Consider the following 13,472-nt stretch of genomic DNA (forward strand, 5'->3'; position numbering starts at 1 on the left):
ATTCTGGCAGACGACCGCAACGGCGTGACAGCGCCCAAACCGCCGCTTCTCGGACGGCCGGTCCGGACACACCGACGGCCGGCTCCGGACGGCGACCGACGTCCGGCCGACGCTGCTGCGGGCGGGGGCTTCACCGGCCGCCCCGGCAACACGCAGGCCGGCCGCGACGGAAGTCGCGGCCGGCCCGGGGGCGGTGTGGTGTACGGAGGTCAGCGTAGCCAGGCGTTGTCGCGGACCACCGGAAGCTCGGCCCAGCGGCGGCCGAGGCCCCAGGTGGCGCCGGAGCCGGTCACGGCCAGGAGGACGAGGACCAGGGCGTAGAGGACGTGGTAGTCGAGCAGCGGGTTGGTGGATCCGCTCGCGGTGCCGTCGGCCAGGTGACGGGCGGGCGGCCACTCGGCGGCCCACATCAGGCCGAGCAGAGCCGTGCCCCCGACCGCGGCGATCCGCAGCCCGACACCACCGATCAGTGCGAGACCGAGGCCGAGGAGGCTCAGCATGAACATCCAGTCCACCCAGGCCTGGCCGGCCATGGCGTGGAAGGTCCCGCGGAACGGCCCCGCCGCGACGTGGCTCAGGAAGCCCTGGGCGGGTGAGGCTCCGTCGACCCAGGCACGGCCGTCGGCGGTGGCGTAGCCGAGACCGAAGGTCTTGTCGAGGAAGGCCCAGAGGAAGAGCGCCCCGAGCGCGATCCGGACGGTGGCGAGGGCGGCGGCCGCGGCCGATGCGGTGCGGGCGGCGGTCTGCCGGGCGACGGCGCGTCGGAGGGTGGCGCGGCGGGGCGTCAGGGGCGTGTGGACGTTCTGGGTGGCCATGATCGGCACTCCTCTGCTGAGGTGGTTCGGCGGTGGCGGTCCGTTCGAGCCGGTGCGCCGGAGTGCCCGGTACCGACTCGGGTCGAGCAGAAGTTCGGGGCGCTGTCCGGTCCGGGCGCCCGTGGCGGTGCCGCCCGTGGTGAGGGGCGGCACGGACGGTCGGTGCGCTCGCGGTCCCGGTGTCCACTCGAATCGTGCGCCCCGGGCACCTCGCCGGTCTGCGGGCCGTTGGTCCCGACTGCGGGAACGACGGTCCCGGTGCGGTCGTGCTCCCCGCGCGGTATGGCGCGCCGTCACACTCCGTCGGTCACCCGGCGCCGGGCGCCGGAGCGGACGGCCGCGGCCCGCTCCGTCGCGGCCGCCCGGTGGGACGACGGCGGAGCGACGACCGCCGTGGGACGGCGGCGGAGCGACAACGGCGGCGGCGAACTCGGCACCGGCTTGCCGGGTCTTCGATCGTGGGCGGTGCACAGTGTCCGGGCCACCGCCGTGCAGTCACCGGTGAGTGACGGGCCTGCCGACCTGGTCTGTTCTCAGGACCGGACAGCGATCAGTCAGTGCTGCGCGGCCCTCGTGAAACTGTGAGGGGCGCGGATCGTCGGCTGGCGGGCAGGGCTCTGAACGCCCGCCGGTACGCCTGGGGCGTCGTGCCGAGGTGACGGGCGAAGTGGTGGCGGAGGTTGTCGACGGTACCGAAGCCCGCGCGGTGGGCGATAGCGGTTACCGGGTCGTCCGTGGTCTCCAGGTGGTGCTGCGCGAGCAGGACTCTCTGCCCGGTCAGCCATTGCAGCGGCGTGGTCCCGGTCTCCTGCCGGAAGCGTCGGGCGAAGGTCCGTGGGGAGAGGTGGGCACGGTAGGCCATTGCGTCGACGGTCAGGTCCTGGTCGAGGTTGGCTTCCACCCAGGCCAGGACAGGGGCGAGGGACCCGGTCCCCTCCCGGGGGAGGGGGCGTTGGCGGTACTGGTGCTGGCCGCCGTCCCGGTGCGGGGGTGTGACCATGCGGCGGGCGATTGCGTTGGCGACGGCGCTGCCGTGCTCCTTGCGGATGAGGTGGAGGCAGGTGTCGACGCCGGCGGCGGTGCCGGCGCCGGTGATGACCGGGTCCTCGTCGACGTAGAGCACGTCCGACTCGACCCGGGCACGCGGGTGGCGGCGGGCGAGTTCGTCGGTGTAGCGCCAGTGCGTGGTACAGCGTCGCTCGTCGAGCAGCCCGGCCTCGCCCAGGAGGAAGGCCCCGGTGCAGATGCTCAGGACCCGGGCGCCACGCTTCACAGCAGCCCGCAGTTCCTCGGTCAGGTGGTCCGGCTGGCGCGAATTGAGGTCGTAGGCCGGGACGCAGATGAGGTCCGCCGAGGCCAGCCGCTCCAGGCCGTGCCGGACCCGCACCTCGAAGCCGTGGCGGGTCGGCACGCTGTCGCCGGTGGCCGAGACGAGAGCGAAGTCGTACGCGGGCAGCGCGTCGTCGCTGCGGTCGATCCCGAAGACCTCGCAGAACACACCCAGCTCGAACGCGTGGGCACCCTGGAGGGCCAGGACGGCGACGTCGTGAAGCACGGATTCCCGATCCCTTCTCACTGCGGTGGCAGGAATTTCAGCCTACCTGTCATTTCTGCCACTCTCAGGTGGGAGCGCCACTCTGGAAGGCTCGCAGGCGTTCATCCGTCCCGCGAACAGCTAGGCACAGCGCATGACCACGCAGACCCCCGCCCCCAACGCCGCCCTCTCGTCAGAGGCCGCCCAAGTCCTGCGTGGGCTCGCGCTCGACGAGGAGCTGAAGCGGCGCGTCCCAGGCGACCCGGTCCTGGGCCCTCTGGCCCGCAAGGTCGCGCGGCGGTACGTGGCCGGTGAAACCCTGCCCGACGCCCTGGCGCGGGCGCAGCAGGTCCTGGCCGCCGGCCACCGCGTGAACGTGGAGTACATGGGCGAGAGCTGCCGCGACCCGCGGCGAGCCACGGAGGAGACCGACACGTTCCTCTCCGCGGCCCGTCTGCTGCCACCCGGGTGCTCGATCTCCCTCGACCTGTCCCACATCGGCCTCGCCGTCGACGCGGAGCTTGCCCTTGCCAACGCCTCCCGCCTTGCCCAGGCCACCGCCGACACCGGGCGGGAGATGGTGATCTCGGCTGAAGGCTCCGACCGGACCGACGAGGTTCTCGCCCTGCATCGCAAGCTGTGCGAGCGGTTCGACCATGTGGGCATCACCGTCCAGGCACGCCTGTATCGCACCGCAGACGACCTGCCGGAGCTGCTCTCCCGTCCCGGCCGCATCCGCCTGGTCAAGGGCGCCTTCCTCGAACCTGAGGCCATCGCCCACCGGCGCGAGGCCCCGGCCCTGACCGCCGCGTATCTTGCGTATGCGCAACAGCTGGCCGACTCGGGCCATCTGTGCTCCTTCGCCACGCACGACTGGGATCTGATCAACCGCGTTGACCGGCACCTCGGAGGGAAGGGCACCGATTCCGATCCTTGGGAGTTCGAGACCCTCCTCGGCCTCGGGCCCGACCGCCTCCAAGCCATGGCCGAGCGCGGCCACCCCACCCGGGAGTACATCGTCTTCGGCACGGAATGGTGGCTCTACGTTTGCAACCGCATCGCCGAAGACCCCCAGCGCCTGCTCCAAGCCCTCGTCGACGCGGCCGCATGACCACCACCTGACCCGAGCCCACGTCATGACGCCTGAGCACACTGCCCTGCGAAGCGCCGGCGACCCGACGGCCGGAGCCGATCCGCCGCAACGACAGCCCCGGGCCGCTGCCGCCTCGCCATCGAGCGCGTGATCACTTCTTCTCCGGGGAGAGATCAGGCAGGAGCCACGGACTGCCCGACGAAGCGACGTCGCCGCTCGGCCTCGACGGAGTTCCGTCATACGGGTCGGACGGCTTGAGGACGGCACCCGCCGGGTGCATCCGGCCACGCCGGAGGAAGCGGCTCGTGCCGGCCCGGAGTGCGGCGCCTTCGCCTGCGGGCCGCGGACCCGGGACCTTCGGTGCCGAGGTGGGGCTGCTCGGCCCCTGTGGCCGGGCCGCCGGCCGGCGGGACGCTTGTCGCCGGACGGGACCGTGCGCACCGGCGCCACGGCCGGGCCGACGACCAGGGAGGTCGCAGTGCCTCGGAGCCCCTGACCCGGGAGAAGCTCTGCCCCGTGCTGGCCGTCCTGACCGCAGGTTCGCGCCGGGAGGGACTCGACGAGGGCCTCCTCGCGGATCTCCGCGTCGAGCACGACGGCCTGCTCGGAGGGCCCCGGAGCGCTACCAGGCGATCGCCCGGATGCTCGGCCTGCCGGCCGCGACCCCGGAGCAGGGGGTGGAGTCGCTCGCCGCGGCGGTCGAGGACCTGCGCGACCGTGCCGGCGTCCCGCGCTCGTTCAAGGCGGCCGGGGTCGACGAGGCGGCCTTCCTGGCAGCCCTGCCGCAGCAGGCGATGAACGCCTACGAGGACCAGTGCGCCCCCGCCAACCCCCGAATGCCGATGCTCGCCGACCTGCAGCGGCTGATGCGCCAGGCCTACTACGGCGACCAGGCCTGAGAAGGGACACCGAGATGACCACCTCGCAGCACACGCGCCCGGCCCCCGCCCCGGCCTGGGAGGGCTTCCGCGGCGAAGCCTGGCGGGACGCGATCGACGTCCGCGACTTCACCCAGCACCTCCGCACAGGGCCGGGCGGTCTCTGCCGCCGGGGCCGGTTCGACCCGGGACAACCGGCACCCGGCGTGCGCGGGACGGCCGCTTCCCCTCGCCCCACCGGGCCCGCCCCACCGTCTGCCCGTGCCGCTTCGCGTCGTCGGCCCCACCATGGAAGGAGGGATGACGCCCTCGCACCGGCCCAGCACGGTGGCGGACCCGGCCGGACCCGGCCGAAGTAGTTGCCGACCCGAACGAGGCCCGGGCCGGACCGGCCGCCGTCTCCCTCGTGACCACCCACGCCCCTACCCTGGAGGGTCTTGTGAGCGGACCGATCGTGGTGGGCTTCGACGGCTCGCCGGAGAGCGTGGCCGCGACCGGATGGGGCGCCCGCGAGGCGCTGCTACGAGGACTGCCGCTCGTCCTCGTCCAGGCCTGGCCGTGGCCGAACACCGACGTCCTCGGCACCGACGACGCGATCAGCTGGAGCCGGGAGCAATTGGCCGCCAAGGAGACGGAGCTCCGGGCCGTCCTCGCCGCCGGCGCCGAGATCACCTCGGCGCACGTCCGCGAGGATCCGGCCGAGGCTCTCGAAGCGGCCGGCCGGAACGCCACCATGCTGGTCCTCGGCTCGCGCGGGCTGAGCACCGTCCGCGGCTTCCTGGTCGGTTCGGTGAGCCAGGAGGTGCTGCGCCGGGCGACCTGCCCGGTCGTACTGGTACGGGCGGAGGAGGACGAGCAGGCGAGCGCGTCGCCGGACGCCGCCGACGACGGCGACGTCGTCCTCGGCCTCGACCTCCGGCGCCCCTGCGACGACGTCATCGCCTTCGCCTTCGAGGCCGCCGGGCTCCGCTCGGCGCAGCTCCGCATCGTCCACGTCTGGGCGCCGCCGATCAGCAGCGAGTACACGGCACTCGCCGCCGTCGGGAGCATGTACGGGGAGCTGTCCGCCCTCGAACAGCGGCAGCTCACGGACACACTCGCACCCTGGAGGTCGCGCTGCCCCCGGGTGACCGTGAACACGGCATTCGTCCGCGACAACGCGGCGGCCGGTGTCGTCGAGGCCGCAGCCGGCGCCGGCCTCCTCGTGGTCGGCCGCCGAATCCGGCGTTCGCCGATCGGCGCCCACATCGGGCCGGTCGCGCACGCCGCCATCCACCACGTGCAGTGTCCGGTCGCGGTCGTCTCCTACGGCTGAGACCGGACGCGGAGCCGCCGGTCGACGGCCATGCCGACTACCAGGGGGACCTCGCGGACGAACGGCGGCGCCGACAGGACCGGGAAAGTCTCGCACCTGCCTCGTCTGCGGGCTCCCACTCGTCTGGAGGGCGGACCTCCGATCCCGCAGCGGGGAACGTACCGCTCTGCGTGCGCGGTCAGGACGGCAGGGTGACGGACTGGGCGTGGTGGAAGACGTTCTTGTCGTCCCACAGCTTCTTGGCCTTCTGCAGGCGGGCGTAGTTCTGCTTGTTATCACGCGGTCGGCGTTTCTGCCCAGATCAGGGGCGTGATCAAGCATCCGGAGTCAGCAAAAGGTCAGCATGACTCCGGAGGTCGGCCCACCATGTCAACCACAGCTCTCATCCACGGAATGGGCAGCCTCTTCAAGGAGTGCGAGCACCCGAAGGCCCGCTGGAGCAGGTGCCCGCACGAATACAAGATCAGGTACCGCAACGCGTCTGGCCGCCAGACCGAGGAGTCACCTCTCGCGCGGCCGCCAGGAGTGCATGCCCGGCTGGGACTCCGTCGCCGCCCCGGTCCACTGGCACGACTCCATCATGGGAGCCGTCCTCATGCTCAAGCGCTCCACCGAGATGCCGGCCGACCTGCGCCCGCTGATCTTCCACACGCTCAAGGCCGCCGAGAGCATCAGCGACCTGACGACGAGCCCACTCACGGCTGCCGTATAGCCCGTAGTTGCGAGGCCGACTCGGCGCTGCCGCCTGTGAACGAGGACAGGGGCGGCGCCGAGGTCCTCAGGAACGAGGCTGGCCCCTCCAACCCAAGACCGAACACCCGAAGCCCGCGTATGGGCCGTCCTGTGGTGGTGGCACTTACCCACATGATTCGGCAGGATCCGTTCCATGAGGTCTCAGGACAGCGGGCTGTCACCCGCATGGGTTGCGCAGAAGGTCGTCACCTACGACGAACTCCAGGCAGCGGCAGGCTCGCTGTGGTGGCTGCAGTCCGATCCCGATCACGGCGGGGTCCGTCGGGTGATGTGTTCGGACCGCACCGGCACGGCCTTCCCGGTGACGTCTCCCGGCTTCTCGGTGGGCAGTGAGCTCCACGCCTACGGTGGGGGCGGCTTCGCCGTAGTGGGGGGCGGGGTGTGGTTCGTCGGCGACGACGGTTCCCTCTTCTGTCAACCGCTCGGCGGCGCACCGGAGAGGATCGTGCCCGTCCGCGGCTCCGAGCAGTACGGGGACCTCGTTGCGGGCCCGGACGGTGGTGTGCTCGCGGTGCGCGGCGACGGCATCGCGGACGAGCTCGTCGCGGTCTCGCCGGCCGGTGCCGTCCAGGTACTGGTTCGTTCGTCCGAGTTCGTCTCCTGCCCCCGGATCGCGGGAGACGCCCTGGCGTATCTGGAGTGGGGCCGGGACCGGATGCCCTGGGACAGCTGCCGGCTCCTGCTGGCGGACATCCGTTCCGACCGGCCCGCGTCGGGTCGCGCGGTGGCCGGCGGTGCCTCGGAGTCCGTGGTCCAGCCTTCCTGGGGACCGGACGGCTCGCTGTACTTCATGTCCGACCGGACGGGTTGGTGGAACCTGTACCGCCTCCGAGGAAGCACGGCGACGGCCGTCCTGCCGATCGACGCGGACTTCGCGCCGGCCCCGTGGGAAGGGGGCTACCAGTCGTACGGGTTCACCCCCGACGGCACCGTGGTGCTGACCGTCCTGGACGGGTTCTCCACCCAACTCGTGGCCGTCGATCCCGATGGCGGCTCGCGCAGGCTCGGCCCGAACCTCACCTCCGTGAAGCCCTACGTCGCCGTCGACGGCGACCGGCTCGCCGTCATCGGAGCTACCCCGACCTCCGCTCCGGACCTGTGGTCACTCGACCTCGCGGCCGGAGCGGACGCCCCGGCCCTCCCGCTGGGCGCAGCCCGCGAGTCGGCTATTCCCTGGACGCCCGCCCCACCGTCGGTCGACGCCACGCCGGGTTCCGGCGGACCGGTTCGTTTCCTGCTGCACCGGCCACCGACGGTGGCGGCTCCGGTGCCACTCGTCGTACGGGCGCACCCCGGTCCGACGGACGACGTCCCTCTGCGGCTGGACTGGACGACCCAGTTCTTCGTCAGCCACGGCTTCGCCGTCGCCGAGGTCCTCTACCGGGGCAGTACCGGCCGGGGCCGGACGTTCCGCCAGGAACTGCACGGCCACTGGGGCGAGTACGACGTCGACGACTGCGCGGTGGTGGCCGAGCACCTGCGGTCGACCGGCGTGGCCCGGCCCGACGCGATGTTCATCACCGGCGCGAGCGCCGGCGGGTACACCGCACTGCAGGCAGCGAGCCGCCCCGGACCGTTCGCCGGCGCGACGGCCGTCTCGGCGATCATCGATCCCGTGCAGTGGGAGCTGTCCGTACCGGAGTTCCAGCGCCCCCACGCAGCCGCGCTGCGAGGGACCGCCGGCGCCGTGGTGCCCGAAGGGATCCGATGCCCCGTGCTGGTGATCCACGGCACCGCAGACACGATCACATCCGCCGAAGAGGCCATGCGGTTCGCCCAGGAGCTGTCCGCCCTAGGCGGTGAGCACACCAGCCTGCTCCTGAAGGACGGCGACCACTACCTGTCGGCGCCTTCGGACCGGGAGCAGGCGCTCCACGCCGAACTCGACTTCTACCAAAGCATCATGAGCCGCCCGAAAGCCGGATAGCCACCCCATCGGCTTCCGGCAGCACGGCCCGGGCGAACTCGCGCAGCTCCCGGGCCGGGGCGTAGTCGACATGAGCACTCAGGTCCGCCAGAACCCCGGCCACCCTTTCGACGCACCGGCCTGACCCGGTCCTGGCGGTGTAGGCGATGGCGTCCCGGGCGGCCGCGCACGCCTGGTCGACTTCTCCGCTGCGCAGCCAGGTGGCGGCGAGCAGAGCGGCATCGATCGCGCGTCGGCGAACCCTGTCCTCGCCCACACCACTGAGGGCTTCGGCGAGTTGGCTCCTTGCGGCCGGGGCGCGACCGAGATCGTGGAGGCAGTGGGCCACCTCGTCCGCAAGGTAGGCCTGGTTGAAGTAGCGGATCCAGGCGGGTTCGTCCTGGTGGTCGACGGTTTCGAGTAGCCGTTCGGCCTGGATGATCAGCTTCGTCGCCTCGCCCTCCCTGCGCAGCCTGGCGTTGGCGCGGGCCACAACGACGGTGATGGCGGCCCGGGTCGCCGGGCTCGCGGCGCTCCCGGCAGCCGCCCGGGCCGACGCTGCCCACCGCAGGGCGGTCTCCGGCTCTCCGCAGTGCAGCGCAAGGTGCCCGAGGTTGACCGCCACGAGGTAGGCGCCGTACGCCTGGTCGTTGGTCACCGCCGTCAGGGTGAGTGCGCGCCGGTAGTAGGTCTGGGCCTCGTCGGGGTTGCCGGTGTCGACAGCCTGGTATCCGGCGAGCTCGCAGAACCCGGCAGTGAGTTTCGCCCGTCGGCGAGCGAGCGACTCGTCCGAGGCCGGACGACGGAGAAGGGCTTCGAGTTCGTTGTCGATGTAGGAGCTGACCTGCCGCCGGTACTGCCGAGCCCCGTGCGTGTGGTCGAGTTGACGGAACAGGTCGAGCATGCCCTCCACAGCACCGATATCGGCCTCGGTCACCGGAAGCGACGTTGCCGTGGTGCCGCGGTCCGAGTTGACGGACAGCCAGTCCGTGACCAGGCCGCCCAACTGTGCCAACGGAGACACTGCGGACGGCGGCACCAGCCCGCCCTGCCCAGGTTGGTGCACCACCTCCAGGAGGCGCTCGCCGTCCTTTGGTGATGCTGCCTGCACGTCGGCATTCGGACTGCCGGGGAGAAGGGCCGGCAGCTCGGCCACGGCAACCTTCAACAATCTGGCGAGCTTCGGCATCTGCCACGGTTGCGGCGTCGCTGTGCCCTTCTCCCAGCGATGCACTGTTGTGCGGTCGACGTTCATCAGCTCTGCCAGCTGTTCCTGGGTGAAGCCGGCGGCTCTGCGCTGCGTGGCAAGCCGTCCCCATCGCGTCATCGCGTTCTCCCCAGACCTTCTCGATCCGCCAACCGCGCAGGTCATCGGCAGAATTTCAACATCACTGCCGCGCGGTGCAACAAGTCTGCACTGTCACAAAGAGCTTGGCAGGTGTTCCGTATGAGCCACCGAGGAGTTCGCGCCTCGGATCGGGCCCACCGCGCAGACCGACTTCCCTCGGCGTCGCGCGTTCCGGATGTGCCCGGCGTTCAGCCCGCCATGCCCAGCAGCTGTCCAGACAAGGAAGCCGATGAGCACGATCCTCCTTCCCCCGGCAAATCCCGCACCTGCTTCCCCGCCCGGCTCGCCCCCGTGCCGCCCCCGTGCCGACCCCGGACTCTCACCGACCGCCGACCGGCGGGGGCGCCCAGAACCCTGAGGCCGGTGATTCGGTGGAGACGCTCATGTGGACGCTCTGGCTGATGGGCCACGTCCTCGTGATCACCCTCCTGGGTGTGCTCGTCCATCAGGAGCCGGACCACCAAGGCGTCGCACGCGGGCCGGACCCCGCCCGATCCGCGCCTGACGTCGGAGAAGCCTGGCCACGCCGCCACCGGACATGAGAACGACCATCCCTACTTCGGCAACGAGATGGCCGGTCCCGACGACGCTCGACGGCCTTCCCCGATTCTCGTACGTGCGGGCCCTGGTCTACATCGCCGGGGAACTCACGTGGTGGACCGGCTCCGACCCTCTCGACGACGTCGGCCCCGGGGCGCTGGCCGGCACCTGCAGCAAGATCCGCATCACCCTCGCCCCTTCGGCCGACATCGGAATCGCCGAAGAGGCTCTCGCTCGCTGCGAGGAGTCCCTGAGAGCCACCGACAGACTCCGCAGGGGCGCTCCAGCCGTCCGGCTGCTGCACGTGCGCCGTGCGTGCTTCGCGTCCGCAGTCGCTCGGCTCCTCTGCCCCACCCGTCCGACGGCGGCTCCGCCCCGAGTCATCCGGGGCGAGGTGCTCGCATCCACACCGGTACAAGTCCGTCCGTGTGTTGCCGGCCCGTTTGCCGGGCCAGCCACGGACGCATAGCGACCGGACTCACTCCGCCTCCGACTCGGAGGACTACGAGAAAGACGTATGGAGATGACTGACTTCACTCCCCCGCGGCACGCGGTGGTGATCGCTTCCGGTGGGCTGGACAGCACCACCGTCGCCTACTGGCTGGCCGCCAGCGGCAGCAGGCTCACGCTGCTCTCCTTCTACTACGGACAGCGTCACCGAAAGGAGCTGGAGTTCGCGCGGCGGAGCGCCGCCTGCCTCGGCGCGCGCCACGAGGTCGTGGACCTGAGCGGGCTCGGCCGACTGCTGTCGGGCTCGGCGCTCACGGACCCGGCGATCGCGGTGCCCGACGGCCACTACACCGCCGAGAGCATGCGCAGCACCGTGGTGCCGAACCGGAACGCGATCATGCTCTCGATCGCCGTGGCCGCAGCGGTCGCCGCCGAGGCGGACGCGGTGGCGTTCGGTGCCCACGCCGGCGACCACGCCGTCTACCCGGACTGCCGTACCGAGTTCTTCGACCTGTTCGCCGAGACGGCCCGGGTCGGCAACGAGGGGTTGATCCCCGAGGACTTCCGGCTGCTGGCGCCGTTCATCGACCAGACGAAGGCCGACATCGTCGCGGTCGGCCGGCAGGTCGGTGTGCCGTTCGCGGACACCTGGTCCTGCTACCGCGGCGGCGAGCTGCACTGCGGCACGTGCGGGACATGCACCGAGCGGATCGAGGCGTTCTTGCTCGCCGAGGTCGAGGACCCGACCGGGTACGCCGCCGCCACCGGGGCGGAGCGATGAACGGGACCAGCGTCTCCGGCCGGCACCGGATCGGGAAGTCGTTCCGGTTCGAGGCGGCCCACTTCCTGCCCGGCCTGCCTGCGGGCCACCAGTGCGCGCGGATGCACGGCCACTCCTACGCCGTGGAGTTCGTCCTCACCGCGGACCGACTGGTGCCGCCCGGGTTCGTCACGGACTTCGGGGATCTCGCCCCGGTGAAACAGATGATCGACAGCACCCTTGACCACCGGGTGCTGAACGAGGTCCTGCCGGTCACGCCGACGTCGGAGAACCTCGCCGCCTGGCTGGCCGGCTGGTTCGCGAAGCACGTGGAGTCGTCGTTGCCGGGTCGACTGGTGTCGGTGCGGGTGTCGGAGACGCAGAGCAGTTGGGCCGAGTTCGTCCTGGAGGAGCGGTGAGCCTGTTGGGAGGCGATGCCGGTGCCGGGAAGGGCCTGCTGGTGGCGGAGTGCTTCGGTCCGACGTTCCAGGGGGAAGGCCCGAGCACCGGGCAGCAGTCGTTGTTCGTCCGGCTGTCGCGGTGCAACCTGCACTGCCCTGGATGCGACACCCCCGAGACCTGGGACTGGTCCCGGTTCGACCCCCGCGAGGTGGCCACGCGGCACAGCGTCGAGGACCTGGCGGCGTGGGTGATGGCCCGTACGCCCAGGCTGGTGGTGGTCACCGGTGGTGAGCCGCTGCTCCAGCAGTCCCAGCTCGTCGACCTGGTCCAGCTCCTGTCCGGACGCCGCGTGGAGGTGGAGACGAACGGCACCGTCGTGCCGCAGCCGGAGCTGGTGGAGTCGGTCGCGGCGTTCAACGTGTCGCCGAAGCTGGAGGCCTTCGCCGCGCCCGGGGACCGTCCGATCGTCCCGGCAGCGCTGTCGGCGTTCGCCGCGTGCGGCAGGGCCCGGTTCAAGTTCGTCGTCCGCGAGGCCGCCCAGCTCGACGAGGTCGCCTCCCTGGTGGAGACGTTCTCGCTCCCCGAGGTCTGGATCATGCCGGAGGGCACGAGTAGCGAAGCGGTCCTCGGCGAGATGCGGGAAATGGCCGACGAGGTCCTGGAGCGGGGCTGGAACCTCACCCCGCGGCTGCACACGCTGCTCTGGGAGGACGAGCATGGCCGGTGAGGAGAGCAAGAAGCCTGGACGGCGCGGTCGTTCCGGCTCCCCGAGGCCGCGCGTGTTGGGTAGCGGCCAAGCAATCGGTGTGGAGGGGAGCGGGATCCTGCATGCCGTCCAGGCACGACCCACTATAGCCAACTCCCTCCCGCCGCGCGCCCATTCGCTGATGCCTTTCCTCGTCGAGCCCCGTCATCTCAAGGCCGCCGCACGGGCGTGCATGCGCCGGGCCGGCGCGCCGGGTGCCGATGGGATGAGCTGGGCGGAGTTCCGGCAGGGCATGGACGGCCGACTGGAGTCCCTGGCCGAGCAGTTGCGGACGGGCTCCTGGATGCCCGGTCCGCTGCGCGAGGTGGGGATCACCACCTACACCGGCAAGGAGCTCCGATCGGTGATCCCGACGGTGAGCGACCGCATCGTCCAGCGGGCGATGCGGAACGCGATCGAGCCGGTGCTGGAACAGCGGGCGTTCGCCGACTGGGTTTCGGGCTACCGGGCCGGGCGGAACCGGATCACCGCGCTGTGTGACTCCGAGCGGCACCTGCGCGAGGGGTACCGGTGGGTGGCGGACGTGGACGTGCGGAGGGTGTCGGAGGGGTCGAGCGCGACCGAGGTCACCGATTGGCTGGCCGAGCACGTGGCCGACGGCCCGTTCCTGCGCTTGTTCGAGCGGGTGCTGGAGGCCTTGCCGTATCCGCTGGTCCCGGGCACTGCCCTCGCGCCCCTGCTGATCAACCTGCGTCTGTCGCGTGCCGACGCTCGCCTCGCGGAGTACCGCACGGTGCGGTTCGCGGACAACTACTGTCTCTTCTGCGGCGGCGCCGAGCAGGCCGCCGAGGCGATCGAGGCCGTCACCAGGGCGTTGGCGCGCTGCGGTCTTCGGCCGAACCTCACGAAGTCGAAGATCTGGGCCGGCGTGAACGCCGAAGACCTTTTCCTGATCGCCGGATGAGCGGGGAA

At 71.4% G+C, this 13,472-nt stretch carries 11 protein-coding genes and 2 pseudogenes; 9 read left to right on the plus strand and 4 right to left on the minus strand.

Going from position 1 to position 13,472, the window contains the following annotated elements; all coding sequences use genetic code 11:
- Window positions 1-209: 209 nt before the first annotated feature.
- Together OG550_RS00765 and OG550_RS00770 are read right to left on the minus strand one after the other, a co-directional pair.
- A complete protein-coding gene (locus OG550_RS00765; protein ID WP_327673372.1) occupies window positions 210-815 on the minus strand; it encodes a hypothetical protein in 606 nt (201 codons plus the stop codon).
- Window positions 816-1,365: 550 nt separating this feature from the next.
- Window positions 1,366-2,370: a GlxA family transcriptional regulator gene (locus OG550_RS00770; protein WP_327673374.1), complete on the minus strand. Its 1,005-nt coding sequence runs from the start codon at window positions 2,368-2,370 to the stop codon at window positions 1,366-1,368.
- Between the two features lie 133 nt (window positions 2,371-2,503).
- Between OG550_RS00770 and OG550_RS00775 the strand changes: the two genes are divergently transcribed.
- The 3 genes and pseudogenes from OG550_RS00775 (at window position 2,504) to OG550_RS00785 (ending at window position 5,635) form a co-directional block, all read left to right on the plus strand.
- On the plus strand, window positions 2,504-3,460 hold the full coding sequence (locus OG550_RS00775; protein WP_327673376.1) for a proline dehydrogenase family protein: 957 nt from the start codon (window positions 2,504-2,506) through the stop codon (window positions 3,458-3,460).
- A gap of 590 nt (window positions 3,461-4,050) precedes the next feature.
- Window positions 4,051-4,341: pseudogene (locus OG550_RS00780) on the plus strand (bifunctional acetaldehyde-CoA/alcohol dehydrogenase); the annotation flags it as partial.
- Window positions 4,342-4,759: 418 nt separating this feature from the next.
- Window positions 4,760-5,635: a universal stress protein gene (locus tag OG550_RS00785; protein ID WP_327673378.1), complete on the plus strand. Its 876-nt coding sequence runs from the start codon at window positions 4,760-4,762 to the stop codon at window positions 5,633-5,635.
- 178 nt (window positions 5,636-5,813) lie between these two features.
- Here the strand turns inward: OG550_RS00785 and OG550_RS32700 are convergent.
- Window positions 5,814-5,894: pseudogene (locus OG550_RS32700) on the minus strand (BBE domain-containing protein); the annotation flags it as partial.
- 270 nt (window positions 5,895-6,164) lie between these two features.
- On the opposite strand from OG550_RS32700, the gene OG550_RS00790 reads away from it, so the two are divergent.
- Window positions 6,165-6,347: a hypothetical protein gene (locus tag OG550_RS00790; protein WP_327673380.1), complete on the plus strand. Its 183-nt coding sequence runs from the start codon at window positions 6,165-6,167 to the stop codon at window positions 6,345-6,347.
- A 174-nt stretch (window positions 6,348-6,521) separates the two neighbouring features.
- Window positions 6,522-8,315: a S9 family peptidase gene (locus OG550_RS00795; protein ID WP_327673382.1), complete on the plus strand. Its 1,794-nt coding sequence runs from the start codon at window positions 6,522-6,524 to the stop codon at window positions 8,313-8,315.
- On the opposite strand, the gene OG550_RS00800 is transcribed toward OG550_RS00795, so the two are convergent.
- Window positions 8,290-9,621 (minus strand): helix-turn-helix transcriptional regulator, encoded by a 1,332-nt coding sequence (locus OG550_RS00800; protein ID WP_327673384.1) that lies wholly within the window; start codon window positions 9,619-9,621, stop codon window positions 8,290-8,292. The genes OG550_RS00795 and OG550_RS00800 overlap by 26 nt on opposite strands.
- 1,084 nt (window positions 9,622-10,705) lie before the next feature.
- On the opposite strand from OG550_RS00800, the gene queC reads away from it, so the two are divergent.
- From queC to OG550_RS00820, 4 genes are read left to right on the plus strand one after another with little or no spacing between them, the layout of a single operon-like run.
- A complete protein-coding gene (gene queC, locus OG550_RS00805; RefSeq protein ID WP_327673386.1) occupies window positions 10,706-11,413 on the plus strand; it encodes a 7-cyano-7-deazaguanine synthase QueC in 708 nt (235 codons plus the stop codon).
- Window positions 11,410-11,811 (plus strand): 6-pyruvoyl trahydropterin synthase family protein, encoded by a 402-nt coding sequence (locus tag OG550_RS00810; protein WP_327673388.1) that lies wholly within the window; start codon window positions 11,410-11,412, stop codon window positions 11,809-11,811. The genes queC and OG550_RS00810 overlap by 4 nt, the downstream gene beginning before the upstream one ends.
- On the plus strand, window positions 11,808-12,521 hold the full coding sequence (locus OG550_RS00815; protein WP_327673390.1) for a 7-carboxy-7-deazaguanine synthase QueE: 714 nt from the start codon (window positions 11,808-11,810) through the stop codon (window positions 12,519-12,521). The genes OG550_RS00810 and OG550_RS00815 overlap by 4 nt, the downstream gene beginning before the upstream one ends.
- A complete protein-coding gene (locus tag OG550_RS00820) occupies window positions 12,511-13,464 on the plus strand; it encodes an RNA-directed DNA polymerase (protein ID WP_327673392.1) in 954 nt (317 codons plus the stop codon). Before OG550_RS00815 ends, OG550_RS00820 begins: the two co-directional genes overlap by 11 nt.
- Window positions 13,465-13,472: the final 8 nt, after the last annotated feature.

The sequence above is a fragment of the Kitasatospora sp. NBC_00458 genome, from assembly GCF_036013975.1.
Taxonomy (GTDB): domain Bacteria; phylum Actinomycetota; class Actinomycetes; order Streptomycetales; family Streptomycetaceae; genus Kitasatospora.

What these genes read in the sequence shown, in the direction of transcription:
- OG550_RS00800 (WP_327673384.1), bottom strand. Translation starts at nt 9,621, where the DNA reads ATGACGCGATGGGGACGGCTTGCCACGCAGCGCAGAGCCGCCGGCTTC.
- OG550_RS00790 (WP_327673380.1), top strand. Translation starts at nt 6,165, where the DNA reads ATGCCCGGCTGGGACTCCGTCGCCGCCCCGGTCCACTGGCACGACTCC.
- OG550_RS00775 (WP_327673376.1), top strand. Translation starts at nt 2,504, where the DNA reads ATGACCACGCAGACCCCCGCCCCCAACGCCGCCCTCTCGTCAGAGGCC.
- OG550_RS00810 (WP_327673388.1), top strand. Translation starts at nt 11,410, where the DNA reads ATGAACGGGACCAGCGTCTCCGGCCGGCACCGGATCGGGAAGTCGTTC.
- OG550_RS00795 (WP_327673382.1), top strand. Translation starts at nt 6,522, where the DNA reads ATGAGGTCTCAGGACAGCGGGCTGTCACCCGCATGGGTTGCGCAGAAG.
- queC (WP_327673386.1), top strand. Translation starts at nt 10,706, where the DNA reads ATGACTGACTTCACTCCCCCGCGGCACGCGGTGGTGATCGCTTCCGGT.
- OG550_RS00765 (WP_327673372.1), bottom strand. Translation starts at nt 815, where the DNA reads ATGGCCACCCAGAACGTCCACACGCCCCTGACGCCCCGCCGCGCCACC.
- OG550_RS00820 (WP_327673392.1), top strand. Translation starts at nt 12,511, where the DNA reads ATGGCCGGTGAGGAGAGCAAGAAGCCTGGACGGCGCGGTCGTTCCGGC.